Genomic DNA, 25,920 nt, shown 5'->3' on the forward strand with positions numbered 1-25,920 from the left:
AGTGCCTTAACCCTGTAGCGACTTTACACCAATCTCGTCTTCAGCTTGCGCTTTGATTGCCAATGCCGCCGCATAACTGCCGGCGGCAGTCGTGAAATACGGAATCTTGTCGTACAAGGCGATGGAGCGAATGGATTTACTGTCTTCGACGGCCTGTGCACCTTCGGTGGTGTTCATGACCAGATGGATCGCGCCATCCTTCATCAGGTCGGTTATGTTAGGCCGGCCTTCATAGACTTTGTTGACGATCTCGCATGCGATATCATGCTGGGTCAGCCACTCTGCGGTGCCACGGGTGGCGACAATGGTAAAGCCTTGTTCCAGCAGGATACGCGCGGCCGAGAGCATGTCTTCAGTCTTGTCCATGTCCTTGATCGATATGAACGCACACCCGTTGCGGGGCAGGGGGTTGCCCGCCCCCATCTGCGCCTTGAGGAATGCACGGGGGAAATCGCGGTCCCATCCCATGACTTCGCCGGTTGACCGCATTTCCGGCCCCAGTAGCGTATCAACCCCCGGGAAACGGGCGAATGGCAAAACGGCTTCCTTGACAGAGAACCACGGCATATTCGGATCTGCCAAGGTCATCGGGTCGCCCAATGGCAGAATGTCCTCATAGGCGGCATCCGCATTGTAAGGTGCACGCAACGGGAAAGCTGAAAGCTTTTCACCGGCCATAATCCGCGCGGCGATCGAGGCGATGGCGCTGTCTGTCGCCTTGGCCACGAAAGGCACCGTTCGCGAGGCACGCGGGTTCACTTCGATCAGATAGATTTCGCCGTCTTTTATGGCGAACTGAATGTTCATCAGACCCACAACGTTCAGGGCCAAGGCCAGCGCTTTGGTCTGCTTTTCGACTTCTTCTATAATCTCGCGGCTTAGGGAATACGGAGGCAGGGAACAGGCGCTATCACCCGAATGTACGCCTGCTTCTTCAATGTGTTGCATGATCCCGGCGACATGAACATCGGTTCCGTCGCTCAGCGCATCGACGTCAAGTTCGACCGCGCCCGAGAGGTAGTGGTCAAGCAGGACGGGGCTTTTGCCGGATACGACCACAGCTTCGCGGATATAGCGTTCCAGGCTGGCCTGGTCGCGCACGATTTCCATGGCCCGGCCCCCCAAAACGTAAGAAGGGCGGATAACCAATGGAAAGCCGATATCGGCAGCGATTTCGAGAGCCTCGGCATCCGAATGGGCAATGCCATTGTGGGGTTGCTTCAGTCCCAGCGACTGCACAAGCTTTTGGAACCGTTCGCGGTCTTCGGCAAGATCAATCATATCGGGCGTCGTACCCAGGATCGGGATGCCCGCGTCTTGAAGGGCTTGGGCAATCTTGAGCGGGGTCTGGCCCCCAAATTGCACGATCACACCGTGCAGGGTGCCGTTTTCCTGTTCGACCCGCAGGATCTCCATCACATGTTCAAAGGTCAGCGGTTCAAAGTACAGCCGGTCCGATGTGTCATAGTCGGTCGATACGGTTTCGGGGTTACAGTTCACCATGATGGTTTCGTAACCAGCATCGGTCAGCGCATAGCAGGCGTGACAACAACAATAGTCAAATTCGATCCCTTGCCCGATACGGTTCGGACCGCCGCCCAGTATCACCACCTTGCTGCGGTCCGACGGGCGCGCTTCGCACTCGACCTCGCCAAAGGCAGGTACCTCGTAGGTGGAGTACATATAAGGAGTCTGAGCCTCGAATTCCGCCGCACATGTATCGATACGCTTGAACACAGCCTTGACGCCCAGGTTAAGGCGGGCGCGGCGTACATTGTCTTCGTCACGGCCGGTCAGCGTCCCAAGACGCGCGTCCGTAAAGCCCATCATCTTGAGCTTGCGCATCCCGTCCTCTGTCAACGGCAGGCCGTCTTGACGCACTGTATTCTCGGCTTCGACGATTTCGCGGATGCGGGCAAGAAACCAAGGGTCAAACATCGTGACACCGTGAATATCTATATCGGACATGCCGTGGCGCATGGCCTGCGCGATGGTGCGCATCCGGTCCGGTGTCTGTTTGCTGATCGCGTTTATCAGTGCCGCTTCGTTTTGGGGAGCATCGGCAGGCAAATCAGCATTCAGGCCGGGGATCACGACCTCGTCAAATCCCGTCAGGCCGGATTCCATCGAAGCCAGCGCCTTTTGCAGTGACTCGTGGATCGTGCGGCCAATTGCCATTGCTTCGCCCACGGACTTCATCGCGGTGGTCAGATAGGGCTCAGCCCCGGGGAATTTTTCGAAAGCGAACTTCGGTATTTTGGTGACGACATAGTCGATTGTCGGCTCGAAGCTAGCCGGAGTGACACCGGTGATGTCATTGTCCAGTTCATCGAGCGTGAAACCTACAGCCAGCTTGGCCGCGATCTTGGCGATCGGAAAGCCTGTCGCTTTTGATGCCAGCGCTGAAGACCGCGAAACACGCGGGTTCATTTCGATCACGACCATACGGCCATCGGCAGGGTTCACCGCCCATTGGACGTTCGATCCACCGGTTTCCACGCCGATTTCACGCAGTACGGCGATAGAGTGATTGCGCATGATCTGATATTCTTTGTCGGTCAGCGTCAGCGCGGGTGCCACGGTGATTGAATCGCCGGTGTGGACCCCCATCGGATCAACATTTTCAATTGAGCATACGATGATCGCATTATCGGCGGTGTCGCGAACCACCTCCATTTCGAACTCTTTCCACCCGAGCAAAGATTCGTCGATCAGGATTTGCCCCATGGGCGACGCATCCATTCCCGAACGGCAGAAAAATTCGTAATCATCACGGTTATACGCAACGCCACCGCCGGTTCCACCCATCGTGAAGGCCGGGCGGATAATGGCGGGCAGACCGACATATTCCAGTGCCTCCAATGCAATCGCAACGCCCGCAGCAAGGTCTTTCTTACCGGCTGCGTTTTTGGGTGCAGTCACAATGGTCGCCTTGGGATTTTCGATGCCCAACCGATCCATCGCTTCGCGGAACAGCTTGCGGTCCTCGGCCATCTCGATGGCTTCGCGCTTGGCACCGATCATCTCAACGCCGAATTTTTCCAGTACACCCATTTCCTCGAGCGCGAGCGAGGTGTTCAAGCCGGTCTGGCCGCCCATGGTGGGAAGCAACGCGTCGGGGCGTTCCTTTTCGATGATCTTCGCCACGATCTCGGGTGTGATCGGTTCGATATAGGTAGCGTCCGCAAGGCCGGGGTCGGTCATGATCGTCGCCGGGTTGGAGTTGACCAGGATGACGCGGTAGCCTTCTTCCTTGAGCGCTTTGCAGGCCTGCGCGCCTGAATAATCAAATTCGCAAGCCTGGCCGATAACGATAGGCCCCGCACCAATGATCATGATCGATTTGATATCGGTTCTTTTTGGCATGTTCAGGCCCCCGGAAATTTGCAAATTCTCCGCGTTATAGGCCTTGGAGTGCGAGGTGCAAGGGGGGATGTCGGCTTATCGTGTCAGCTTTTCGGCAGTCGCTGATGTGAACAGGGGCCAAGTTTGGATATGCATTCACATGTTTGCGGACGGCCCTCCGCCAAGGCATGTCAATCCGAGTTCAAAAATGCCCGAACCGCTGCTTCGAAGGCACGGGGGTTTTCCGCGTGGAGCCAGTGTCCCGCTTTGGGAATCTTCGCGAAGTAAGCCTTTGGGAACAGCCGTTTGATCGTTGGGCGGTAATCAGACAGAACATAATGCGACGTCGCGCCAGACAGAAAAAAAGCAGGACCATTGAACGAACCTGTGACCGCTTCGGGCCAGCCGACGATATCAGGCATCGCAGCCTCAAGTACGTCAAGGTTCAGCTTCCACGATTTCGCAGCTACGTCCAGCGACTGCGTAAAAAAGCTTTGCAAGGCTGGTTCAACCCCAGCCGCAGCCAGTTGATCCTGTGCATCTGAACGCCGTGTGAGCAGGGACAGATCAACGCTGCGCATGGCGTCGATGAATTCTTGCTGACTATGGTTATACGGCACGGGGGCAATGTCTGCTATGATCAGCCGGCGCACTAAATCAGAGTGTTTCAGGGCGAGCATCATCGATGCCTTGCCCCCCATTGAGTGACCGCACACATCCATAGGGGCACCCAGGTGTTCGATGACTTCAGCCAGATCACCAGCCATGTCTTGATAGGTTTGCGTGTCCGCACGGGGGCTGTCGCCGTGATTGCGCATGTCCACGGTGACGACACGGCGCTGGTCGGCAAGGCGTTTGGCGATAACGTTCCAGTTGCGCTCGGACCCGAAAAGGCCGTGAGCGATGAGCAGGGCAGGAGTGTCGGTAGCGGTGCCGAATTCGGAATAATTTAACATGGTGAAAGGTTTAGAGACATTGCTTGAGACATGCCAGAACGATTACAGTGCTGGTATGTTAGATCAAAGTGACATCACCACCAAGATAGAAACCGTGGAGCGGGCGCTATACGCCAAACTTGGGGTCAGAGGCCGCGACCTGGCCCAGGCTCTGCGAAGAGCAGGGCGTCGATTGCCTTCTCGGATACGCAAGCAGGGCGCTATTCTCGCGCAGGCAGAGTTTATGGCCAGCAACCCGAAACTGGCACGTCAGATCGAAGTCGCGCCGGTTCATGACGCATTCGTTAAGGTGATAACGCATTTGAATGAAATCGATGTGGGCAAGCGACGGGTAGACCGTCTGTTGGGCGTCGCCGGTACAATAGCCTTTAACATTCTGGTCATCGTCGTGGCTTTTATCGTGTTCCTGTGGTGGCAGGGGTATGTTTAGGCGCTGTACTGCGCTTCGGTGACATGCTCCAGCCAATTGACTGCCTTGCCATCCAGCGCCTCTTGTATCGCAAGGTGGCTCATGGCGCAGTCGCTCGCGGCCCCGTGCCAGTGTTTTTCACCGGGCGCAAACCAGACCGTGTCTCCGGGCCGTAGCTTTTGTACAGGCCCGCCTTCGGTTTGGGCCAGACCGGCACCCGACAGGATCAGGAGCGTCTGTCCGAGCGGGTGGGTGTGCCAAGCCGTGCGCGCGCCCGGTTCAAACGTGACCGTCGCTGCACGAACGCGCGCGGGATCAGGAGCGGACACGACTGGCTCTAGCCGAACCGACCCGGTAAAATACTCGGGTGATCCGATCTCGGACGGGCGGGCGTCAGCGGGTCTTATATCCATGGGTAGCTCCGTGTGCAGGCTTTGGTTCGTGCCACTGGATCATGTAACCGATGCCAAGGGCAAGTGATCTTAGACTTTCACGGTAAAGCGGCTAGATGTCACATAATGATAACAACCAGGAAAAGAGTGCAGAATTGACAGGTACAGCTTTGATTACGGGTGCTTCATCAGGCATCGGCAAGGAATTTGCACGGATACATGCGAAAATGAAGGGCGACGTTATTCTCGTGGCCCGCCGCGAAGACAGCTTGATTGAACTGAAAAACGAGCTTGAGGCGAAAGAAGGTATCACAGCTCATGTGATGGCTTGTGACCTTGCCCACCCCGGAGCAGCGGAAAAGCTGTATGATCGTGTGAAAGCAGCCGGGCTGAGGGTAGATATCCTGATCAACAATGCGGGTTTCGGTGGTGCGGGCCGTCATATCGAGCGCCCTCTGGCCGACGAGCTGGAGATGATTGACCTGAATATCAAGGCGCTTGTCACGCTGACACATCGATTTGCGAACGATATGGCCGCCGCGGGCCACGGGCGTATCCTGAACGTCGGATCGACCGCCGGCTTCATGCCCGGTGCATTGCAGGCTGTCTATTTCGCTACCAAGGCGTTCGTGAATTCGTTCAGTCAGGCGATTGATCAAGAGCTTCGCGGCAAGGGTGTCACCTGCACCGTACTCACACCCGGTTATGTCGAAACCGAATTTGCCAAGCGCAGCAACCTGGAAGACACGCCGCTGGCCAAGAACGGTGCCACGGCGCGGAGTGTGGCGCAATATGGCTATGATGCGATGCTTGCCGGCGACCTGGTTGCGGTAAATGAGCGAAAGCTGAGTTTTGCGGTCAATTGGGTGATCCCGCTGCTGCCTCGACGTATGGTGCTGAAGATGACCCAGAAGATGCAGACCAGGAAAAACGTCTAGGGGGCAAACGAAAGCTTGCCAGAGCCGTTTCATCGGTCTGAGAAAAGAGGGGGGCGCTGCCCCCGCCCTTTGGGCCCCCCCGGGATTTTTGTCCATTTGGAAGGGGGGCAATCTTTGACTTTACAGGTTCGGGTAGATCGGGAACCGCGCGCACAGGGCTTCGACTTCGGTTTTAACCTTTGCTTCGATATCGGCATTGCCTTCCGCGCCGTTGGCGGCCAGCCCATCGACGACTTCGATGATCCAGTCGGCAATCTGGCGGAATTCGGCCTCTCCGAACCCGCGCGTGGTACCCGCAGGAGAACCGAGGCGGATGCCGGAAGTGACGGTTGGCTTTTCGGGGTCGAACGGCACGCCGTTTTTGTTGCAGGTGATATGGGCACGGCCCAAAGCCTTGTCGACGATATTACCAGTGACGCCTTTGGGCCGCAGGTCGACCAGCACCACATGGGTGTCGGTCCCATGGGTGACTGTATCGAGCCCGCCTTTGATCAATTGGTCGGACAGGGCCTGCGCATTGGCGATGACCTGTTTGATGTAGGTCTTGAATTCGGGACGCAGGGCCTCGCCAAAGGCCACGGCCTTGGCGGCGATCACATGCATCAATGGGCCGCCCTGGATACCGGGGAAGATCGCGGAGTTGAACTTTTTCGCCAGAGCTTCGTCATTGGTCAGGATCATCCCGCCGCGGGGGCCGCGCAGGGTTTTATGCGTCGTTGTGGTGGCCACATGGGCGTGCGGGAAGGGCGAGGGGTGTTCGCCCGCCGCCACGAGGCCAGCAAAATGCGCCATGTCGACATGCACGTACGCGCCCACCATGTCTGCGATCTCGCGCATGCGCTTGAAATCAATCTGGCGCGGAATCGCGGAGCCCCCGGCGATGATCATCTTGGGCTTATGCTCTTTGGCCAGTTCTTCGACTTGATCATAATCCAGCAGGTTGTCTTGTTTGCGTACGCCGTACTGGATCGCGTTGAACCACTTGCCGGACTGGTTCGGGGCCGCACCATGGGTCAGGTGGCCGCCGGCGTCGAGGCTCATGCCCAAGATCGTGTCGCCGGGTTGTAGCAGGGCCATGAATACCCCCTGGTTGGCCTGCGAGCCCGAGTTCGGCTGCACATTGGCAAAGCTACAGTCGAACAATTTGCACGCGCGTTCGATGGCGAGGTTTTCAGCAACGTCGACAAATTCACAGCCACCATAGTAACGACGCCCGGGATACCCTTCGGCGTATTTGTTGGTTAGAACCGAACCCTGCGCAGCCATCACCGCAGCCGACACGATGTTTTCGGAAGCGATCAATTCAATTTCATTTCGCTGACGGCCCAGTTCATCCGTGATGGAGCCGAAGATTTCGGGATCTGCTTCGGACAGGGGGGTTGTGAAAAATCCGGACATGCGCGTTTTCCTTTGAAGTGAGGCCAGGGTTGGGGCTATCTAGCTGAATCCTCGACGGGGGTGAAGGTCGATTGCGCCACAACCGGCTTTATATACGTCAAAGCTGGTAGCCATCCGCAGAATGTGGTTCCTTTGGGCAAGAATATCCCTCATTGGAAATAGTTACCTATGAAGATCGCTTTTACAGCCAGCCGCTCGGAAGTTGCTCAGGAGGCACTGACAGCTCTAGCGGCACGTTATGGCAACGTAGATACCGCCCGGGCAAAAGTGATCGTCGCATTGGGGGGCGATGGGTTCATGTTGCAGACCTTGCACGAGACCCAGGCGCTGGGAGTGCCGGTCTATGGCATGAACAGGGGTACCATCGGCTTTTTGATGAACGAATATGCCGAAGACGATCTGGTTGAACGTCTGGATGCAGCAGAAGAAGCGGTCATCAATCCGTTGGTCATGGTGGCCACCCACGCGACTGGGAACACGTCCAAGGCTTTGGCCCTGAACGAGGTTGCATTACTACGTGAAGGGCCGCAGGCTGCCAAGCTCAGGATCAGTGTCGATGGCCGCGTCCGGATGGAGGAACTGGTGTGCGACGGGGCCTTGGTGGCCACGCCAGCGGGATCAACTGCATATAACTATTCGGCGCACGGGCCGATCCTGCCTATTGGCGCGGATGTGCTGGCGCTGACCGCCATGGCCGCATTCAGGCCCAGACGTTGGCGCGGCGCGCTTTTGCCCAAGACCGCGACGGTACGATTTGACGTGCTCGAGCCTGACAAGCGCCCCGTCATGGCGGATGCCGATGGTAACTCTTATCGAAATGTCGTGTCGGTTGAAATCACCTCGGACCCTTTGATCGAACACCGAATTCTGTTCGATCCCGGGCATGGGTTGGAAGAGCGTCTTATCAGTGAGCAATTCAACTGAATCCCTTGGCGTGGTGGAACCAAATACCGCTTGCCACGTTTGATTATACGAAGCGTAGAAAGCCTCAGAGAGGTTTTTTCACTGGCTTAATGATAAAAGGAGTTATGCTATGAATTGGGATACAATTAAAGGTAACTGGAAACAGATGAGCGGTAAGGTCAAGGAGGAATGGGGCGATCTGACCGACGATGATGTCACTGAAGCCGCTGGCGAGCGTGATCAGTTGGTGGGCAAGATCCAGACCCGCTATGGCGTCGCCAAAGATGAGGCTGAACGTCAGGTAGACACGTTCGCAGCCAAGCATCGCTAAGCATTGGACTTACTGAAAAAGGCGGCCGCGATGGCCGCCTTTTTACGTCTGCCACCCCGATCATGTCTCTGCTGCGTACCCGACGGTTTGAAGCGACTGTTTGATTTCATCCAGCACGTCAGGGTCATCGATGGTAGCAGGCAGCTTGAACGGCTCGCTATCGGCCAGCTTGACGATCGTTGCCCGAAGAATCTTGCCTGACCGGGTCTTGGGCAGACGATCCACGACGAGGGTCAGCTTATAGGCGGCCACCGGGCCGATCTGATCGCGTACCATTTTGGCGCATTCGGCAACTATTTCGGCGTGAGGCCGGTTAACACCTTTGGAAAGACAGACCAGACCCAAAGGCACTTGCCCCTTGAGAGCGTCGCTGACCCCGATCACCGCACATTCCGCGACGTCGGGATGGTTGGCCAGAACCTCCTCCATTGCGCCGGTTGACAGACGGTGGCCCGCGACATTTATCACGTCATCGGTCCGCGCCATGATATAGAGATATCCGTCTTCGTCGATCATTCCCGCATCGCCGGTTTCGTAGTAACCGGGGAAAGTGGTAAGGTAGCTTTTGCGAAACCGGTCTTCGGCGTTCCATAGGGTCGGCAAGGTACCGGGGGGCAGCGGTAATTTGATCGCGATCGATCCCAGGGTACCGGTCGGCTGGCGGTGGCCTGCTTCGTCCAGGATCTGCACGTCATAGCCCGGCATCGGCACTGTGGGAGACCCAAGCTTGACCGGCATCGCCTCCAGCCCGGCGGGATTGCCGGCAATTGTATAGCCGGTCTCGGTTTGCCACCAATGATCATACACTGGCTTGCCCAGCTTGTTCTGGGCCCAAACCACCGTGTCGGGATCGGCACGTTCACCTGCAAGATACAAAGCGCGCAAGCACGAGATGTCGTATTTGGCGATCTCCTCGCCCTTGGGGTCTTCGCGTTTGACGGCGCGGATCGCGGTGGGGGCGGTAAAGAAACTGCGGACGTTATGTTCGGATATGATACGCCAGAAGGTGCCGGCATCAGGGGTTCCGACGGGTTTGCCCTCGAATACCACGGTCGTATTGCCGTGGATCAAGGGGCCATAGCAGATATAGCTGTGCCCGACGACCCAGCCCACATCTGACGCGGCCCAAAAGACATCACCCGGATCGACGTCATAGATGTTTTTCATCGTCCAGTTCAAGGCAACCAGGTGCCCGGCCGTTTGGCGGATGACACCCTTTGGGGCACCTGTGGTACCAGAGGTGTACAGGATATAGGCCGGGTGATTGCCTTGGACGGGGACACAATCGGCAGGAGCGACCCCGACCTGCGCGTCGTGCCAATCTAGATCGCGCCCCTCTATCATGTCGCATGGAGATTGTTCGCGCTGCAAGATCAGGCAGAAGTCGGGCTTGTGCCGCGACTGGTCGATGGCGCTGTCGAGAAGGGGTTTATATGCGACAATCCGGTTCGGCTCGAGCCCGCAAGAGGCGGCGATGATTGCCTTTGGGGTGCAGTCATCGATACGGACGGCAAGTTCGTTTGCAGCGAAGCCACCGAACACCACCGAATGCACGGCACCGATGCGCGCACAGGCCAACATCGCTTCGACAGCTTCGGGAACCATCGGCATATAGATGATCACGCGGTCGCCCTTGCCGATTCCATTGGCGCGCAAAACCCCTGCTGCTGCGGCAACTCGGGTTTGCAATTCGGCATAGGTGACCTTGGTTTTGGTGCCGGTAATCGGGCTGTCGTGAATAATTGCGACTTGATCGGCGCGCCCGCTGGCGACATGCCGATCCACGGCGTTGTAACAACCGTTCACCTTCGCCTCGGCAAACCATTCGTACAGATCATCGCCTTTGTCGTACAACGCTCTGGTTGGGGGCACGTCCCAGTCGATGGCTTTCGCCTGTTCCAGCCAATAGGCTTCGGGGTCGTCTTGCCAGCTTTTGTAAGTCTCGTGATAGCCCATTTTATGCTCCCTCCCGTGATCGTATGGGAATGTGGTATGTCACCGAAGTGGGGAAGGGCAAGGATGTTACGCAAAGCTGTGTCGTATCTTGCCGCCGAGCTAGCGCCATGTCGGATCTATTCGCGGGTGATTTTCACACCGCTGGCAAAAACTTGATCTTCGTCATTGTCGAAAACGTGCAGCAATGTCGATTTCCTGTCAGAAGTTTCCAAACCGTGCGCCATGGTTGGGGCAGAGGCGGCAGACGGCGGCCTCTCAGTCTTTGATCAAAGGATGAAGACAATGGGTGATAAGATCGCGAACAAGAAGAAGAAGGCCAAAGCGGATGCGCGGCCAGCCAAGCCGGTGCCAAGCGTTTTGGCGGACATCAAGCCGATATTCGCTGCGAAAGGCGGTAAATCAGCCAAGTGACCCGGTCTGATCAATGAGAGACGCCGCCACGGGAATGGCGGCGTTTATCCGTGCATCGACCTTCCGGCAGGGTTCAGCCGTAATGTGCCACTGGGGTGCCTGCAATGGCACCGACGTTTAACAACCCGCGCGCGGTTATCGAAGGTGACACGATGTGGGCTCGATTGCCCATTCCCATCAGAATCGGCCCGACCTCCAGCCCTGCGCCTTTCATCTTCAGAATGTTGCGCACCCCTGATGCCGCATCGGCGTGGGCAAAAATCAGCACGTTAGCGGCACCTTCCATCCGGTTGGAGGGAAGCAGACGACTGCGCAGTTCCGGATCCAATGCCGCATCAATGTTCATTTCGCCCTCGTAGCAGAAATCATGGTTCCCCTCGTCCAGAATCTTGAGCGCGGCACGCATGCGCTTTCCGGTCCCTTCGCCCTGGTTGCCGAACTGGCTTTGGGAACACAGCGCAATTTTCGGTTCAATGCCGAAGCGACGCACATGGCGGGCGGCACCGATGGCAATTTCAGCGATCTGCTCGGGGGTTGGATGCAAATGTACCTGGGTATCGGCAATGAAAAGCGGACCGTCTTCGAGAATCATCAATGACAATGCACCGTGCGGGCGACGGCCATCACGACCCAGTACCTGTTCCACATAGTTCATATGCCACCGGAATTCGCCGAAGGTGCCGCAAATCAGGCTGTCGGCTTCTTCGCGGTGCACCATCACGGCACCGATAGCGGTGGTATTGGTGCGCATGATCGCACGGGCGATATCGGGCGACACGCCGCGGCGCGCCATGAGCTGGTGATACGTCTCCCAATAGTCGCGATAACGTGGGTCGTTTTCGGGGTTCACCAGATCGACGGTTTCGCCAAGCCGGATCGTGAGTCCCGCTTTTTCGATGCGGCGCTCAATCACCTCGGGTCGACCGATCAGGATCGGACGTTCGCTGGTTTCTTCGACCATCGCCTGAGCGGCCCGCAGGACGCGTTCGTCTTCGCCTTCGGCAAATACGATACGGCGCGGTGCGGCGCGCGCGGCTTCGAAGACCGGGCGCATGAGCATCGAGGATTTGAAAACCGAACTGTCCAGCTTGTGGCGATAGGCGGCAAGATCTTCGATCGGGCGGGTAGCGACGCCTGTCTCCATGGCGGCCCTGGCAACCGCAGTGGACACGACCCCGATCAAACGCGGGTCAAAGGGCTTTGGGATAAGATAGTCGGCACCAAAGGTCAGCTGTTCACCTTGATAGGCTGCGGCTGCTTCGGCCGAGGTGGTCGCGCGGGCGAGGGCGGCAATCCCGTCGATGCAGGCGATCTTCATTTCATCGTTGATCGTGGTCGCACCAACGTCAAGCGCACCGCGAAAGATGAACGGAAAACACAGCACGTTATTGACCTGATTGGGAAAATCAGAGCGCCCGGTTGCGATTATCGCGTCTGGTGCAACCGCGCGGGCCAGGTCTGGCATGATTTCAGGCGTGGGGTTGGCAAGTGCGAATATGATCGGGCGAGTGGCCATTTTCTGAACCATCTTCGGGCTAAGGACGCCGGGACCGGACAGCCCGAGAAAAAGATCGGCATCATCGATCACATCATCCAGGTCGCGCAGGTCGGATTTCTGGGCATATTCGGATTTGATCGGGTTCATGTCGACCTCTCGACCTTCATAGACCAAGCCATGGATATCGCAGAGCCAGACATTTTCACGTTTCACCCCGAGTTTCAGCAGCATGTTCAGGCAAGCGATGCCGGCCGCCCCGCCGCCGGTGGACACGATCTTGATATCCTCGAATTTCTTGTTGGCAACGAAAAGCGCGTTTTTGACCGCCGCCCCGACCACGATCGCCGTGCCGTGCTGGTCATCGTGAAACACGGGTATATTCATGCGTTCGCGGCAGATCCGTTCGACGGTAAAACAATCGGGAGCTTTGATGTCTTCAAGGTTGATGGCCCCGAAGGTGGGTTCAAGTGCACAGACTAGGTCAGCCAGCTTTTCAGGGTCGGGTTCGGCAAGTTCGATATCGAAGCAATCGATGTTTGCGAATTTTTTGAACAGGACAGCCTTGCCCTCCATCACCGGTTTCGACGCCAAGGCCCCGATATTGCCCAGACCCAAAACCGCAGTACCGTTTGTGACCACACCGACAAGATTTGCACGAGTGGTGTACAAAGCGGCCGTTGACGGGTCGGCTTTGATCTCGAGGCAGGCTTCGGCGACGCCTGGTGAATAGGCGCGCGCAAGATCGCGCCCGTTTGCCAGAGGCTTGGTCGCGCGTACCTCCAGTTTTCCAGGTTTCGGTAGGGCGTGATAATCGAGCGCAGCTTGGCGCAGGTTGGGCGCGTCGGTCATGGCAGGTGGTTCCTTGAAAAGAATGGTTTAGCGTTAAACTATTTTTCAGAGTGCGCCAACCGGGCATTTGACACAGGCGCTTCCTTGCGTGCGTTGAGGGGGCCAGCCCCCATCGTGGCAAGCCACGATTCCCCCGGAGTTCTATTGGCAAAATGAAGCTGGGAATTTTATCGCTTTTGGCATCGCAACTTCGGGTAAAGGTTTTTATAGTTTTTACAAACGGGGGAAGCATGACAGACGATCTACGTAAGAATGCCATTACTGTGCGGGCGAACGCCTATGCGCCATATTCGGATTTCAAGGTCGGAGCCGCGCTGCGTGGTGTGTCCGGCAGGATATACGTCGGCTGCAATGTCGAAAACGTCGCTTATCCCGAAGGAACCTGCGCCGAAGCCGGGGCCATCGCTGCGATGGTTGCCGCGGGCGAAACCGAATTCGTCGAGGTTTACGTGATTTCAGGTAACCCTTTGCCGGTGACGCCCTGTGGCGGGTGTCGTCAGAAACTGGCGGAGTTTGGCAAGGCAGGCGCAAGGGTTACGATGGGTACAACGGCAGGAGGCGAGGAGACGATGACGCTTTTGGAGCTGTTGCCCGGGGCGTTTGGCCGCGCACATCTGGAGCATTGAGCAGTGAGTGCCCGCGTCATTCTTGCAAAATTGCGGCATCGGCAGTCACCCACCCGCGAGGAACTTGTCTGGTTCGCGACAGCGTTGGCCGATGGTCGGGTCAGTGATGCGCAGGCCGGTGCCTTTGCCATGGGGGTGTGTCAGGTTGGGCTGAGCGATGTGGGGCGTGTCGCGCTGACCTTGGCGATGCGTGACAGTGGCCGTGTATTTTCGTGGAACCTGGACGGTCCTGTGCTGGACAAGCATTCGACCGGTGGGGTGGGCGATTGCGTCAGTCTTGTTCTGGCCCCCGCACTGGCGGCATGCGGTGCCTATGTACCGATGATTTCGGGACGTGGTTTGGGGCATACCGGCGGCACCCTGGACAAGATCGAGGCGATCCCTGGGGTGAACTCTCAGGTCGATGAAGCGAAGTTTCGCCAGATTGTCATGCAAGTGGGCTGTGCCATAGTCGGTGCGACAGATGACATTGCACCGGCGGACAAGCGGCTTTACGCGGTGCGGGATGTGTCTTCTACTGTGGACAGTCTTGATCTGATTACGGCGTCGATACTGTCGAAAAAGCTGGCGGCGGGCCTTGATGGGTTGGTTTTGGATGTCAAGGTGGGGAGCGGGGCCTTCATGAAGGACCTTGGCCAGGCGCGGGCCTTGGCGACCGCGCTGACCAAGACGGCGAACGCCAGCGGTTGCCGAACCACTGCAATCATCAGCGATATGAGCCAGCCTTTGGTTCCGAGTTTGGGAAACGGGCTGGAGATCGCCGAGGTGATGCGGGTGTTGACGGGACAGGTAAGTGGCCCGGTGGTTTCGGTTTGTGCCGCCTTGGGAGGGGTGTTGCTGGCCAACGCGGGACTGGCCGGAGATGTCCAGACGGGTGCCGATGCCATTGTCGGTGCGATCCGGTCCGGGCGCGCGGCCGAAAAGTTCGGCCATATGGTTGCCGAGATGGGCGGACCCCCGCAATTTGTCGAGAACTGGAGCCGGTTCTTGCCCGAGGCGACGATCATCGGGGAGGTGCGGTCGTCGGCAAACGGATATGTGACCGCCATTGACGGGGAGGCGTTGGGGCTTGCCGTGGTCGCGTTGGGTGGCGGGCGCGTGATCGAAGGCGACCAGATCAACACCGCAGTCGGTATATCAGACGTGGTGCGATTGGGGGCTCATGTGTCGCGGCGCGCCCCGTTGGCGGTGGTGCACGCCGTGCGCAATGCTGACGCTGAAAAGGCGGCACAAGCAATCCGTGCGGCGATCACGATTTCGCCCGAGCCCGTTACGCCACCTGATTTGATCGTGGAGCGCGTCGGCTGATGGCACGCGCATTTCTCGTTGTCATGGATTCGGTCGGCATTGGCGGCGCGCCTGATGCGCATGGTTTTTTCAACGGTACCGTGCCCGATAGCGGGTCGAATACGATTGGGCACATCGCTCAGGCCTGTACCGAAGGCCGAGCTGACGAAGGCCGTTATGGGCATTTAAACGTGCCGCACATGATGGCAATGGGCCTGGGACGAGCTGTGGAACTTGCAAGTGGCGTGCGTATCCATGGATGGGATCGACCGGTGACCGGTGCCTGGGGGGCGGCCACGGAGATTTCGCGCGGCAAGGATACGCCATCGGGGCATTGGGAACTCGCCGGTTTGCCTGTGCCCTGGGCATGGCATTACTTTGATGACGTTACGAATTCATTTTCCGACGACCTGGTGAACCAGCTCGCCTCATTGGCCGGAACCACGGGTATTTTAGGAAATTGTCACGCGCCGGGCACCGCGATTATCGAGGAACTGGGTGCCCAGCACATCGCGAGCGGATTGCCGATTTGCTACACGTCGGCGGACAGCGTGTTGCAGATTGCAGCTCACGAGCAAAGCTTTGGGTTGGCCAGGCTTTTGGATCTGTGCGCCCGGGTCGCCCCGGTTGTTCACGAGATGAAAGTGGGCCGGGTGATTGCGCGTCCTTTCAGCGGGAGCGCCGAAGCGGGGTTCGTTCGTACGCCGAACCGGCGTGACTTTGCCATTACGCCGCCTGGACCGGTTCTGAGCAACTGGGTACAGGATGCGGGACGGCGTACCTATGCGGTGGGTAAGATTGGCGACATCTTTTCAATGGCAGGGTTCGACGAGGTGCGAAAGGGGACGGATGCGGAATTGATGATCCACCTGAATGATCTTGTCGAAACCACCGAAGACGGCAGTCTGACATTTGCGAATTTCGTAGAATTCGATAGCGTGTATGGGCATCGGCGTGATGTCGCGGGATATGCGCGGGCGCTGGAGTGGTTTGACATGGAGATCGGGAAGGTGATCGGCAAGCTGCGTGCCGACGACCTGCTTGTCCTGACAGCGGATCACGGGAACGATCCCACCTGGGTAGGCACGGATCACACGCGTGAGCGCGCGCCTGTACTGATGTCGGGGCGGGGCAGAGGCAGCGTGGGGCAGATTGGGTTTCGTGACGTGGCGGGGCTGATTGCTGGCCATCTAGGCGTGCCGGTCCGTCGTTAGCGGGCAGGGGGCCAGCCCCCATCGCGGCATGCCGCGACCCCCCCGGAGTTTATTTGGCAAAATGAAGCAACGCGAACTTGGGGAAGGTTGCGAAGCGAGGCTTTTCGGGGCAAGAGTTCAACATGTAATATGGAGAATGCCCGTAATGTCCCAGTCCGATCAGCATCTGACAGTTGTCAACCACCCGTTGGTTCAGCACAAGCTGACGATCATGCGCGACAAAGAGACACCGACGGCAGTGTTTCGACAGTTGTTGCGTGAAATCAGTCAGTTGTTGGCCTATGAGGTGACACGCGGCCTGCCGATGACGACCAAGCGGATCGATACGCCGATGCAGCCGATGGATGCACCGACGCTGGATGGCAAAAAGCTGGCGCTGATTTCGATCCTGCGGGCGGGCAATGGGCTGTTGGACGGTGTGCTGGAGTTGATCCCTTCGGCGCGGGTTGGTTTTGTCGGACTTTACCGTGATGAGAAAACGCTGGAGCCGGTAAAGTACTATTTCAAGGTGCCCGAAGGAATGGACGACCGGTTGGTGATTGCGGTTGATCCCATGTTGGCGACCGGGAATTCATCGGTGGCGGCGATTGATATGCTGAAGGAAGCCGGGGCGACGAATATCCGCTTTTTGTGCCTGCTTGCCGCCCCGGAGGGGATCGCACGCATGAAGCAGGCGCATCCTGACGTTCCGATTGTGACTGCGGCGGTGGACGAAAAGCTGAATGAAGCCGGGTATATCGTGCCGGGCCTCGGTGACGCCGGCGACAGGATGTTCGGCACCAAATAATGCCTGTAAATTGGTGCGCATCGGTAAGCGACTCTTTACTCTGATCCAGTGATGGCGCATGGTTCACCTACTAGATCATGTGGGGGCGCAGATGAAGATAACTAAAATTATGGCGATGGCTGTCGTGTTGGGGGCGTTCAGCGGCGGGATGTTGCAGGCGCAATCGTTTCGCGATCAGCCCGCCGAATTTCCACCAATGTCCTATAAGGGCAAGCAGTATGTAGACAGCAAGGGCTGTGTTTTCATTCGCGCCGGCATAGACGGGAACGTCACATGGGTGCCAAGAGTGTCGCGCAAGCGTCAGGGGGTGTGTGGTTTCAAGCCGTCGAACGTTGGAACCGCCGCGGCGAACCCGTCGACGAACACCGACACAGCGATCCAGATCACGCCCGACAACGGCAGTGTCGCGCAACCCGCAGCGCGTGTTGCGACAGCGCAAGTCACTCCGCGCCCCGTGCCAGTGCGGCGTAGCGCACCGGCAGTAGTGCGCAAGGCAGCGCCGAAGGTTGTACGTCAAACCGCGCCGCGTCCGGTTGTGGTTGCCAAGGCACCGGCCCCCGTTGTCGTACCATCTGTCAGGGTGCCGGCGTCAGCCGTGCAAGCGGGGGGAGCGTGCCCAGGCCGCTCGGCCCTGAGCCAGCGTTACTCCGGTTCGAACCGCCGAGGCTTGGCGGTGCGTTGTGGTCCGCAGTCTGCACCTATTGTGGCATCGCAGCCCGCACCCATCATGGTCGCACCCCAGGCCGGACGCGTGGCGACGGTACCCGGGACACAGCGTCAGCATGCAGGTGTGGTGACCACTGTCCCCTATGACCGCAGTGTTGCAGGTATAACGGCCACGACCCGTATCGTGCCCAAACACGTAGCGCGGAACCGGTTGAACACCTCGGCCAATGTCGCTGTTCCCCACGGGTACAAGCAGGTCTGGACCGATGGCCGTCTGAACCCCAATCGGGCCGAGCAGAACCTGGAAGGACGTGCCCGTATGCTTCTGATCTGGACGAATTCGGTCCCGCGTCGGTTGATCAATCAAGCCACAGGCAGAGACATGACGGCGCAAATACCGCTTGTTTACCCTTATACGTCGATCGAACAGCAGCGCCGCGAACTGGGCGAGGTTACATTTGCGACGCGTGACGGCCAGCTGGTCAAGCGGATTGTACGTAACTCGCATACCGCAAGGGTCGGCCACAAGCCGGTCGTGTCCAGCAGATCTGCGGCCAAACCTGTCGCCGGCGCCTCCGCTCGCCGGATTGAAGCAACAGGGAATAGCTATGTGCAGGTCGGTGTGTACAGTCACAGCTCCAACGCGCAAAAGACCGCACGGCAGATTGCAAATATGGGGATGGGCGCACGTATCGGCAAAACGACCCGTGGCGGCAAGACCCTGCTGACCGTTCAGGCAGGACCGTTTGGGAAGGCTTCGGCCCCGTCAGCGGTGAGTTCGCTGCGGCGGGTCGGCTTTAGCGACGCCTATATCCGCTAAGCCGCGCGCATCTGCATCTACGTCTGGCCAGTCGGAGATAATCCGGCTGGCTATTTCGTTTCCCCATAGCGCATAGATTTCGGGACCAGGGTGATACCCGTCTTCCGCCAGTTGGGTGTGGTCAAGCGCGACGCTGAAGGGGACATGGCGGACATGGGGATCCGGATGTGCCAGCCGCGCCAGCGCCGCGTTAAAGCGGTGAGCCTCGCGGCCAAGCGACCACCGCAGGGGCTGCGGTAGAATGGGAAAGTCTCCCAATGGGGGAACGCCGGAAAGATAAATCAGTCGCGGCGCAAACAATGTATCGAGCCTTTCGATCAACCTTTGTTGCTGCCGCAGCCAGAGAGACCTTGGAACGGCATGTGTCACGTCGTTGACGCCAAGCGCGGTGACGATGATGTCGAACGGCGCGGGGTCCAGGCCGTTCAGCGTATCCAGCGTGCTGCGCGTGGTTGCGCCGGTTCGTGCCACCAACCGCCAGTCAATCGTGAATTGGCTGGCAAGCAACCGGATAAGCTGACCTGACAGCGCTTGTGACTGTTGACCGACACCGACCCCTGCCGCCGATGAATCGCCCAGGATGAGGATCGAAAGCGGCGGGCCATCGCCAACCTGGCCAAACCGCGGGCCGTCGGCTTCGGGAAGGCGCAGCGCACGCGCCCGTACCCTAAAGCCTTGTGCCAAAAGAATGGGGAGCATCAAAACGCGAAGACTGACATCGAACATCAGCGGTGCCTATCCAACGCAGATGTCTTGCAATCTCAGCCAATCAGCGTCGTTCAGAAGCGGTGCCGTTTCCTGGCCGTTCATCGGGTCACGTTCAATCAATGCGCGAACCGTTGCGTCAGTTTTGTCGCGTGCCTGAGCGAATGGTGTACTGTGGAGCCTTTCCGCGGCAAACCGGGACAGCAAGGCGTCTGTCGGCGGTGGGTGGCCTTTCTGGCTCATCAGTCGTTCGGCATAGCTTTCGAGGGCCGCGTCGGAGACATCACCCGTCGTCAAAAGCCGGAAGTTTTCGCGCAATCCGATAGAGGAAAGCATATCGGCCAACGGGTCACTGACATCGCGGTTGGCCAGCTCTGACAGAATGAAGCCGCCGGCCACGTCGGGTGAATCGTAATTTTCAAACAGGGACTTGTCCAATACGATCAAGCCACCCGGTAACAGCAGGCTGGGTCGTGTCATCGCCGGCAGCACGACCAGCGGTCCTGCTGAGAGGCGCGCGCCGAGTTTGGCAAGGGCTAAGCGACCGCGAGGAAGGGTGCAGGCCACACCGGATACACGTTCGATTTGCTTGAGCAGCGCCGCACCGATGGTAGCAGTTTTTACCTTTGGTACGACACGCAGTGTATGGTCTTGCACCGCACCTGGCAGCCAAAAAATGGCCAGGGCTGCCACAACAAGAAACGACGCCAGGACACCATAGAGCCGAAGCCTGCCGGGACGCGGGCGACCACGGTCCACCACCTTGCGCAATGTTTCGATCGCAGCGATCATCTCGGCTTCGGAATCCGGAATTTCCAGCGTCTCGGAGGGGTCCCCGTCGGGGTGGTAGATAGCTGGTCGCAAACCGGGATTCTTGCGGTCCACCGCAGCCAGCGACCAGTGGGCCAGTGCTTGATCTTTCAGGTTTGATATCACCAAGGTCGCATCCCCGATGGATACGATTACCTCGCGCCGCTGTTCATCTGGACCAGCACGCCAAAGGCCCGTTGCTTCTAACCGGGCATATTTTGTGAGCGCCGTCATAACCTGTAGTATACTGCCATATCGTTTTCGCTAGTCTACCATCTGTTACGGGTTGAGCAATGGGGGCAGTTGGGCCAGCATGTGACAATTCTGGAGGAGATATGCATATGAAGATAAAACCCGCTCAAGTTGCCGATACAGCGGTTCTCGCTGACATGTGGTATAAGGGCTGGTACCAGGCTCATGCGAAAATAGTACCGCGCGCGCTTCTCAACCTACGTACGCCGGCAGAGTTTGCCGCGCGCATGGATGCACATCTGGGACAGACGCATGTGGCGTGGCAGGATGATCAGATTGTCGGATTTTTCATGCTCGACCAAGACGAGATATATCAGTTCTATGTGAACCACCCGTATCAGGGTACCGGCATTGCGACAAGGCTTATGCACGCGGCGGAACAAGCATTGGGCGACGGGCTGAAGTGGCTGGCCTGTTCAGTCGGTAATGAGCGTGCCGCCGCATTTTATGAAAAATGCGGATGGACGCAGGCTGGGGCGATCCCTTACGAGGTCGAGACCGGAGAGGGCCCGTTGGTGGTCGATGTCTGGCGGTACGAAAAACGACTGAACATAGCTTGAAAGCACCGGCGCCTTTCCCAACTTGCACCCCTTGGCTGGAATGGCGCGCGAGCGGGCGTAAAGCGGGACACTTCGCTTAAAGCGCCGCCGCGGATTTGCGCAGTTCAAATTTCTGGATCTTCCCGGTCGAGGTTTTTGGAAGCTCCTGAAACACAATCTTTTTTGGTGTCTTGAAACCGGCCAACGTTTCGCGTGCAAAGGCGATCATCGCAGCCTCGTCACCGACAGCGCCAGCTTTGAGTTCGACGAAAGCGCAGGGCACTTCGCCCCATTTTTCGTCCGGTTTGGCGACGACGGCGGCCAAATTAACGTCAGGGTGTCCCATCAAGACGCCTTCGACCTCTACCGATGAAATGTTTTCTCCGCCCGAGATGATGATGTCTTTGGCGCGATCCGCGATCTGGATGTGACCATTCGGGTGCTGCACCGCCAAATCGCCTGAATGGAAGTACCCCCCTTCAAAGGCTTCGCGCGTGGCGGACGGGTTTTTGAAATACCCTTTCATCACCGCATTGCCGCGGATCATGATTTCGCCTTGTGTCGTACCATCGCGTGCGACCTGCGCCATCTGGTCATCCAGCACGGTGATCTCCTCCATCATTGGCATGGCCACACCCTGACGGGCCTTGATCGCGGCGCGCTCGGCCCCTTGGGCGTTGTCCCAAGCGGGATCCCACAGGCATTCGGTGACGTGGCCGTAGGTCTCGGTCAGCCCGTAGACCTGCGTGACGTTGAACCCCAAGGCTTCGATCTTGGACAGGGTGGCGGGGGCAGGGGGCGCACCGGCGGTAAATACTTCGACCGTGTGATCAAAGGTACGCCGTTCGTTTTGCTGTGCGTTGACCAGCATGTTCAGCACGATAGGAGCCCCGCCGAAATGGGTCACACCCAGGTCCGCAATCGCATCGTAGATCGCGGCGGCGGTCACATCGCGGCAGCACACCAGTGTCCCGCCCAACAATGGCATCATCCAGGTGTGGTTCCATCCGTTGCAATGGAAAAGCGGCACGATCTGCATGAATACGGGGCGCATGACCATGCGCCAGCTGATCACTGTGCCCATTGTCATCAAATAGGCCCCACGGTGATGATAGACCACGCCCTTGGGCCGCCCGGTGGTGCCCGAGGTGTAATTCAGCGCGAGGCTTTCCCATTCGTCCTGCGGCATCACCCATGAAAACTGAGGGTCAGCTTCGGCGATCAGATCCTCGTATTCGCGGTGCCTGCCTGACGCGGGGTAGCCGGCACTGGGGTCGGGCACCTCGATGATCATCGGCGCATGCTCTCCTGCCTGCGCACAGGCCGCTTCTGCCAATTCGATGAATTGCGTATCGGCCAACAGAACACGGGCTTCGCCGTGATCAAGGATATAGGCGACGGTATCCACATCCAGCCTTGTATTGATTGTGTTCACCACCGCGCCGCATGCCGGAACGCCAAAGTGCGCTTCGGCTTGCGCTGGTACGTTCGGCAGCAGGGTCGCCACGACCTGCCCGGGGCTCACTCCAAGTTTGACCAAGCCCGAGGCCAGCCTGCTACACCGGGCATAATACTGCGCGTAAGTCAGGGACATCGCGCCATATGAAACAGCGGTCACGTCGTGGAATACCGTTGCCGCGCGTTGCAGATGCGACAGGGGGGTAAGTGCGACGTAATTGGCGCGACATTTGTCCAAGCCATCTTCGTTTGTCATCCAACCCATGGTATTTCCTGCCGTTTAGAACATTATCGGCATAAGTATTGCGTGGGAGCAGGGTTTTTGAAAAGAGTGAAACCGCATAGCCATTCGGAGACTGACGCATTTTGTGCACATTGCTGAACTTGGAGCGCACCCGCGCATTGGGCTTTATTGACCCGCGCAGCCCGACCGGGGACGTGATGTGATCATCAGCAAGGGTCGGGGTTATATCTTTGTTCACATTCCAAAAACCGGCGGAACATCATTGGCGCTGGCATTGGAAAGCCGCGCCATGAAAGACGACATGATGATGGGTGATACGCCCAAGGCGGTGAATCGCCGCAAACGGTTGGACGGTGCCAACGCTGCGGGGCGTCTTTGGAAACATTCTACATTGGCAGATATCGAGGGCTTGGTGCCACGGGATGAGATCGCGCGAATGTTTGCCTTTACCATGGTGCGCAACCCCTGGGACCGGATTGTCAGCTATTTCCACTGGTTGCGAGAGCAGACATTTGACCATCCGGCGGTGGCATTGGCCGGGCGGGTAGACTTTGGCACTTTTGTAAACACGCCGTTTGTACAGGCAAGCCTGCAAGCCGCACCATACGGCCATTATATGCGCGACAGCCTGAAACAAGAGCAGTGCAAGCTGTTCATTCGGGTTGAACATTTCGCCCAGGATGCCGCGCCGCTGTTTGATCATCTGGGGTTCGACCTGATCCTCGCACATAAAAACACATCGAACCGCGAGCGGGACTATCGAGGGTATTACACTGCGCAGACACGTGATCTGGTAGCCGGGCTTTGCGCCGAGGACATCGCGCGTTTCGGGTACCGTTTCGACACCCGAGGGTGAAAACGGCCAGCAGGGGATGCTGGCCGCTTCAAAAGTATTCATGCTTGGGTCAATACCGGTTTAAGTTTTAAGCGGCCTTGGCGTCCGGCCCGAAGCGACCATAGAAGGTCTGGTTCTTCTCGGCCATTTCACGCAGCAGGTCAGGGCATTTGAACCGCTCGCCGAACTGCGCTTCCAGCTGGTCACAACGTTCCGCGGCATAGGGCGTGCCGATGATGTCGAGCCAGCTGAACGGGCCGCCGGACCAGGGCGCAAAGCCCCAGCCAAGGATCGCGCCCACGTCGCCTTCGCGGATATCTTCCAGCACGCCTTCTTCCAGCGCACGTACCGCTTCGAGCACTTGCACGAACATCAGACGGTCCTGCACATCGCGCAGGTCTGGCTGTTCCTCGGCCAGCGGGAACTTGTCGTGCATCCCCTTCCAATAGCCCTGACGCTTGCCCTTTTCGTCATAGTCAAAGAAGCCCGCGTTCGCCTTGCGGCCCAGACGACCCAGATCTTCCATCCAGAAGATCAGATCATCCGCTTGGCTGGCAGGATAGGCATTGCCCATGGCCGCCTTGGTCGCGCGGGCAATCTTGGCCCCCAGATCGATCGAGGTCTCATCGGTCAGCTGCACCGGCCCCACGGGGAAGCCCAAAAGCTGTGCCGCGTGATCGACCAGTTGTGGCGCTGTGCCTTCGGTGATCATCCGCGCGCCTTCGTTGGCATAGGGGATGATGCAGCGGTTGGCATAGAAGAACCGCGCGTCGTTGACCACGATCGGCGTCTTGCGGATCTGACGCACATAGTCGAGCGATTTGGCCACCGCACGGTCACCGGTTTCGGCCCCCTTGATGATCTCGACCAGCGCCATTTTTTCGACGGGAGAGAAAAAGTGGATGCCGATGAACTGATCCGCCCGGCTGGAGGCTTTGGCCAGTTCGGTGATCGGCAGGGTCGAGGTGTTGGAGGCAAAGATGCAATCCTCGGGGATCACGGCTTCGACCTTCTTGGTCATCTCGGCCTTGACGGCAGGGTCTTCGAAGACGGCTTCGATGATCAGGTCACAGCCTTTCAGCGCGTCCAGATCGGTGGTTGCGGTGATCAGATCCAGGGCGGCGGCTTTCTTTTCCTCGGTGGATTTCTTGCGCGCGATGCCCTTGTCAAAGAAGCCGGCGGAATAGGCTTTGCCCTTGTCGGCGGCTTCCTGCGTCTGGTCGATCAACACGACTTCGATCCCGGCTTGCACGGAGACAAGCGCGATGCCCGCACCCATCATGCCAGCCCCCAGAACGCCCAGTTTCTTGACGCGCTGGTCGGCAACGCCTTCGGGACGTACCGCGCCTTTTTCCAGCGCTTCCTTGTTCAGGAACAGCGACCGGATCATGGCAGAGGAGGACGGGTTCAGCAGGATATTGGTGAACCAACGCGCCTCGATCTTCAGCGCGGTATCAAACGGCACAAGCGAACCTTCGTAAACGGCGCTCAGCAACGCCTTGGCCGCAGGGAAGGCACCTTGGGTCTTGCCGTTGACCATCGCATTGGCCCCGACAAACGTCATGAAGCCCGCAGGGTGATAGGGGGCACCACCTGGCATCTTGTAGCCTTTGGCGTCCCAGGGTTTCAGAATGTCCGCATCCTTTGCATTCAGCACCCATTCCTTTGCGGCGGCTACCGGATCAGCGACGACTTCGTCGATCAGACCGGCAGATTTCGCGGCAGCAGGGGCAACCATCTTGCCTTCCAGCAAGAAGGGCGATGCGGCCATCGCGCCCAGTTTGCGCGCCAGACGGGTGGTACCGCCCGCGCCGGGGAAGATACCGACCATGATCTCGGGCAGGCCGATGCGCGCCTTGGGGTTATCGGCGACAAAGATGCGGTGCGTGGCAAGCGGGAGTTCAAGCCCGATGCCCGCGGCAGTGCCGGGCAGGGCAGAGGCAATCGGCTTGCCGCCCTTGTTGGTCTTGGCATCCATGCCCGCGCGTTCGATCTTGCGCAGCAGGGCATGCATTTTCATCGTGCCGTCAAACAGCCCCTGTGCGGGGTCGTCCCCTGCGTCTTCGCGCATCTTGGCAAGCAGGTTCAGGTCCATACCACCGGCAAAGGATCCGTCCTTGCCAGAGGTGATCACCGCCCCCTTGATGGCGTCGTCGGACAGGACCGTGTCGATGATGCTGTCCAGCTCGGACAGGCCCTCGATCGACATGACGTTCATGGATTTTCCGGGCACGTCCCAGGTGATGATGGCGACGCCATCGGCGTCTGTCTTCATGGTGAAATCGGTCATT

At 58.3% G+C, this 25,920-nt stretch carries 22 protein-coding genes; 12 read left to right on the forward strand and 10 right to left on the reverse strand.

From position 1 onward, the window contains the following. Nucleotides 1–6: 6 nt before the first annotated feature. Both carB and AC13DE_RS12710 read right to left on the reverse strand, forming a co-directional pair. Nucleotides 7–3,366 carry a carbamoyl-phosphate synthase large subunit gene (gene carB / locus AC13DE_RS12705; protein WP_483048019.1) on the reverse strand — a complete coding sequence of 1,120 codons (3,360 nt, stop codon included), beginning with the start codon at nt 3,364–3,366 and terminating at the stop codon, nt 7–9. Nucleotides 3,367–3,536: 170 nt separating this feature from the next. Then, nucleotides 3,537–4,301, reverse strand: coding sequence for an alpha/beta fold hydrolase (locus tag AC13DE_RS12710; protein ID WP_483048020.1), 765 nt, complete (start codon nt 4,299–4,301; stop codon nt 3,537–3,539). 55 nt (nt 4,302–4,356) lie between these two features. Here AC13DE_RS12710 and AC13DE_RS12715 point away from each other — a divergent pair, with 55 nt between their 5' ends. Then, entirely contained in the window at nt 4,357–4,731 is a 375-nt protein-coding gene (locus AC13DE_RS12715; RefSeq protein WP_483048021.1) for a hypothetical protein, read from the forward strand. Here the strand turns inward: AC13DE_RS12715 and AC13DE_RS12720 are convergent. Next, on the reverse strand, nt 4,728–5,123 hold the full coding sequence (locus tag AC13DE_RS12720; RefSeq protein ID WP_483048022.1) for a (R)-mandelonitrile lyase: 396 nt from the start codon (nt 5,121–5,123) through the stop codon (nt 4,728–4,730). The genes AC13DE_RS12715 and AC13DE_RS12720 overlap by 4 nt on opposite strands. A 95-nt stretch (nt 5,124–5,218) precedes the next feature. Here AC13DE_RS12720 and AC13DE_RS12725 point away from each other — a divergent pair, with 95 nt between their 5' ends. Continuing rightward, nucleotides 5,219–6,040, forward strand: a complete 822-nt coding sequence (locus AC13DE_RS12725; RefSeq protein WP_483048023.1) for an SDR family NAD(P)-dependent oxidoreductase — start codon at nt 5,219–5,221, stop codon at nt 6,038–6,040. 120 nt (nt 6,041–6,160) lie between these two features. On the opposite strand, the gene glyA is transcribed toward AC13DE_RS12725, so the two are convergent. Next, nucleotides 6,161–7,438, reverse strand: a complete 1,278-nt coding sequence (gene glyA / locus AC13DE_RS12730; protein ID WP_483048024.1) for a serine hydroxymethyltransferase — start codon at nt 7,436–7,438, stop codon at nt 6,161–6,163. Between the two features lie 168 nt (nt 7,439–7,606). Here glyA and AC13DE_RS12735 point away from each other — a divergent pair, with 168 nt between their 5' ends. Both AC13DE_RS12735 and AC13DE_RS12740 read left to right on the forward strand, forming a co-directional pair. After that, nucleotides 7,607–8,362 carry an NAD kinase gene (locus AC13DE_RS12735; RefSeq protein WP_446296392.1) on the forward strand — a complete coding sequence of 252 codons (756 nt, stop codon included), beginning with the start codon at nt 7,607–7,609 and terminating at the stop codon, nt 8,360–8,362. A gap of 109 nt (nt 8,363–8,471) precedes the next feature. Continuing rightward, nucleotides 8,472–8,672, forward strand: coding sequence for a CsbD family protein (locus tag AC13DE_RS12740; RefSeq protein WP_446296393.1), 201 nt, complete (start codon nt 8,472–8,474; stop codon nt 8,670–8,672). 60 nt (nt 8,673–8,732) lie between these two features. On the opposite strand, the gene AC13DE_RS12745 is transcribed toward AC13DE_RS12740, so the two are convergent. Further along, a complete protein-coding gene (locus AC13DE_RS12745; protein ID WP_483048025.1) occupies nt 8,733–10,628 on the reverse strand; it encodes a propionyl-CoA synthetase in 1,896 nt (631 codons plus the stop codon). Nucleotides 10,629–10,910: 282 nt separating this feature from the next. Between AC13DE_RS12745 and AC13DE_RS12750 the strand changes: the two genes are divergently transcribed. After that, complete coding sequence (locus AC13DE_RS12750) at nt 10,911–11,039, forward strand: malic enzyme (protein WP_446296395.1); 129 nt, start codon at nt 10,911–10,913, stop codon at nt 11,037–11,039. Between the two features lie 73 nt (nt 11,040–11,112). Here AC13DE_RS12750 and AC13DE_RS12755 read toward each other — a convergent pair whose 3' ends face one another. Next, nucleotides 11,113–13,386, reverse strand: coding sequence for an NADP-dependent malic enzyme (locus AC13DE_RS12755; protein ID WP_483048026.1), 2,274 nt, complete (start codon nt 13,384–13,386; stop codon nt 11,113–11,115). A 230-nt stretch (nt 13,387–13,616) separates the two neighbouring features. On the opposite strand from AC13DE_RS12755, the gene AC13DE_RS12760 reads away from it, so the two are divergent. From AC13DE_RS12760 to AC13DE_RS12780, 5 genes are all read left to right on the forward strand, one after another. Further along, nucleotides 13,617–14,012: a cytidine deaminase gene (locus tag AC13DE_RS12760; RefSeq protein ID WP_446313736.1), complete on the forward strand. Its 396-nt coding sequence runs from the start codon at nt 13,617–13,619 to the stop codon at nt 14,010–14,012. 3 nt (nt 14,013–14,015) lie between these two features. After that, nucleotides 14,016–15,320 carry a thymidine phosphorylase gene (locus tag AC13DE_RS12765; protein WP_483048027.1) on the forward strand — a complete coding sequence of 435 codons (1,305 nt, stop codon included), beginning with the start codon at nt 14,016–14,018 and terminating at the stop codon, nt 15,318–15,320. Then, nucleotides 15,320–16,513, forward strand: coding sequence for a phosphopentomutase (locus tag AC13DE_RS12770; RefSeq protein ID WP_483048028.1), 1,194 nt, complete (start codon nt 15,320–15,322; stop codon nt 16,511–16,513). Before AC13DE_RS12765 ends, AC13DE_RS12770 begins: the two co-directional genes overlap by 1 nt. A 145-nt stretch (nt 16,514–16,658) precedes the next feature. Further along, the gene (upp, locus tag AC13DE_RS12775; RefSeq protein ID WP_483048029.1) at nt 16,659–17,300 is read left to right on the forward strand and encodes a uracil phosphoribosyltransferase; all 642 of its coding nucleotides are present in this window, start codon (nt 16,659–16,661) and stop codon (nt 17,298–17,300) included. A gap of 91 nt (nt 17,301–17,391) precedes the next feature. Next, nucleotides 17,392–18,786, forward strand: coding sequence for an SPOR domain-containing protein (locus tag AC13DE_RS12780; RefSeq protein ID WP_483048030.1), 1,395 nt, complete (start codon nt 17,392–17,394; stop codon nt 18,784–18,786). Here the strand turns inward: AC13DE_RS12780 and AC13DE_RS12785 are convergent. Together AC13DE_RS12785 and AC13DE_RS12790 are read right to left on the reverse strand one after the other, a co-directional pair. Continuing rightward, nucleotides 18,733–19,512, reverse strand: coding sequence for an SGNH/GDSL hydrolase family protein (locus AC13DE_RS12785; RefSeq protein ID WP_483048031.1), 780 nt, complete (start codon nt 19,510–19,512; stop codon nt 18,733–18,735). The genes AC13DE_RS12780 and AC13DE_RS12785 overlap by 54 nt on opposite strands. Nucleotides 19,513–19,521: 9 nt before the next feature. Beyond that, complete coding sequence (locus tag AC13DE_RS12790; protein ID WP_483048032.1) at nt 19,522–20,535, reverse strand: hypothetical protein; 1,014 nt, start codon at nt 20,533–20,535, stop codon at nt 19,522–19,524. A 107-nt stretch (nt 20,536–20,642) separates the two neighbouring features. Here AC13DE_RS12790 and AC13DE_RS12795 point away from each other — a divergent pair, with 107 nt between their 5' ends. Beyond that, nucleotides 20,643–21,113 carry a GNAT family N-acetyltransferase gene (locus AC13DE_RS12795; protein ID WP_446296404.1) on the forward strand — a complete coding sequence of 157 codons (471 nt, stop codon included), beginning with the start codon at nt 20,643–20,645 and terminating at the stop codon, nt 21,111–21,113. 76 nt (nt 21,114–21,189) lie between these two features. Here AC13DE_RS12795 and AC13DE_RS12800 read toward each other — a convergent pair whose 3' ends face one another. Next, the gene (locus AC13DE_RS12800) at nt 21,190–22,815 is read right to left on the reverse strand and encodes an AMP-binding protein (RefSeq protein WP_483048033.1); all 1,626 of its coding nucleotides are present in this window, start codon (nt 22,813–22,815) and stop codon (nt 21,190–21,192) included. A gap of 178 nt (nt 22,816–22,993) precedes the next feature. Between AC13DE_RS12800 and AC13DE_RS12805 the strand changes: the two genes are divergently transcribed. Beyond that, nucleotides 22,994–23,650: a sulfotransferase family 2 domain-containing protein gene (locus tag AC13DE_RS12805; protein ID WP_483048034.1), complete on the forward strand. Its 657-nt coding sequence runs from the start codon at nt 22,994–22,996 to the stop codon at nt 23,648–23,650. Nucleotides 23,651–23,717: 67 nt separating this feature from the next. Here the strand turns inward: AC13DE_RS12805 and AC13DE_RS12810 are convergent, their stop codons facing one another. After that, nucleotides 23,718–25,919, reverse strand: a complete 2,202-nt coding sequence (locus AC13DE_RS12810; RefSeq protein ID WP_483048035.1) for a 3-hydroxyacyl-CoA dehydrogenase NAD-binding domain-containing protein — start codon at nt 25,917–25,919, stop codon at nt 23,718–23,720. Nucleotide 25,920 lies beyond the last annotated feature (1 nt).

This window comes from Sulfitobacter sp. L-8 (genome assembly GCF_056859255.1).

Coding starts and splice junctions, on each gene's coding strand:
- AC13DE_RS12760 (WP_446313736.1), top strand. CDS start 13,617: ATGACAGACGATCTACGTAAGAATGCCATTACTGTGCGGGCGAACGCC.
- AC13DE_RS12755 (WP_483048026.1), bottom strand. CDS start 13,386: ATGACCGACGCGCCCAACCTGCGCCAAGCTGCGCTCGATTATCACGCC.
- AC13DE_RS12735 (WP_446296392.1), top strand. CDS start 7,607: ATGAAGATCGCTTTTACAGCCAGCCGCTCGGAAGTTGCTCAGGAGGCA.
- AC13DE_RS12720 (WP_483048022.1), bottom strand. CDS start 5,123: ATGGATATAAGACCCGCTGACGCCCGCCCGTCCGAGATCGGATCACCC.
- AC13DE_RS12745 (WP_483048025.1), bottom strand. CDS start 10,628: ATGGGCTATCACGAGACTTACAAAAGCTGGCAAGACGACCCCGAAGCC.
- AC13DE_RS12740 (WP_446296393.1), top strand. CDS start 8,472: ATGAATTGGGATACAATTAAAGGTAACTGGAAACAGATGAGCGGTAAG.
- upp (WP_483048029.1), top strand. CDS start 16,659: ATGTCCCAGTCCGATCAGCATCTGACAGTTGTCAACCACCCGTTGGTT.
- AC13DE_RS12770 (WP_483048028.1), top strand. CDS start 15,320: ATGGCACGCGCATTTCTCGTTGTCATGGATTCGGTCGGCATTGGCGGC.
- AC13DE_RS12715 (WP_483048021.1), top strand. CDS start 4,357: ATGTTAGATCAAAGTGACATCACCACCAAGATAGAAACCGTGGAGCGG.
- AC13DE_RS12800 (WP_483048033.1), bottom strand. CDS start 22,815: ATGGGTTGGATGACAAACGAAGATGGCTTGGACAAATGTCGCGCCAAT.
- AC13DE_RS12785 (WP_483048031.1), bottom strand. CDS start 19,512: ATGTTCGATGTCAGTCTTCGCGTTTTGATGCTCCCCATTCTTTTGGCA.
- AC13DE_RS12710 (WP_483048020.1), bottom strand. CDS start 4,301: ATGTTAAATTATTCCGAATTCGGCACCGCTACCGACACTCCTGCCCTG.
- AC13DE_RS12810 (WP_483048035.1), bottom strand. CDS start 25,919: ATGACCGATTTCACCATGAAGACAGACGCCGATGGCGTCGCCATCATC.
- carB (WP_483048019.1), bottom strand. CDS start 3,366: ATGCCAAAAAGAACCGATATCAAATCGATCATGATCATTGGTGCGGGG.
- AC13DE_RS12725 (WP_483048023.1), top strand. CDS start 5,219: ATGTCACATAATGATAACAACCAGGAAAAGAGTGCAGAATTGACAGGT.
- AC13DE_RS12750 (WP_446296395.1), top strand. CDS start 10,911: ATGGGTGATAAGATCGCGAACAAGAAGAAGAAGGCCAAAGCGGATGCG.
- glyA (WP_483048024.1), bottom strand. CDS start 7,438: ATGTCCGGATTTTTCACAACCCCCCTGTCCGAAGCAGATCCCGAAATC.
- AC13DE_RS12790 (WP_483048032.1), bottom strand. CDS start 20,535: ATGACGGCGCTCACAAAATATGCCCGGTTAGAAGCAACGGGCCTTTGG.
- AC13DE_RS12795 (WP_446296404.1), top strand. CDS start 20,643: ATGAAGATAAAACCCGCTCAAGTTGCCGATACAGCGGTTCTCGCTGAC.
- AC13DE_RS12780 (WP_483048030.1), top strand. CDS start 17,392: ATGAAGATAACTAAAATTATGGCGATGGCTGTCGTGTTGGGGGCGTTC.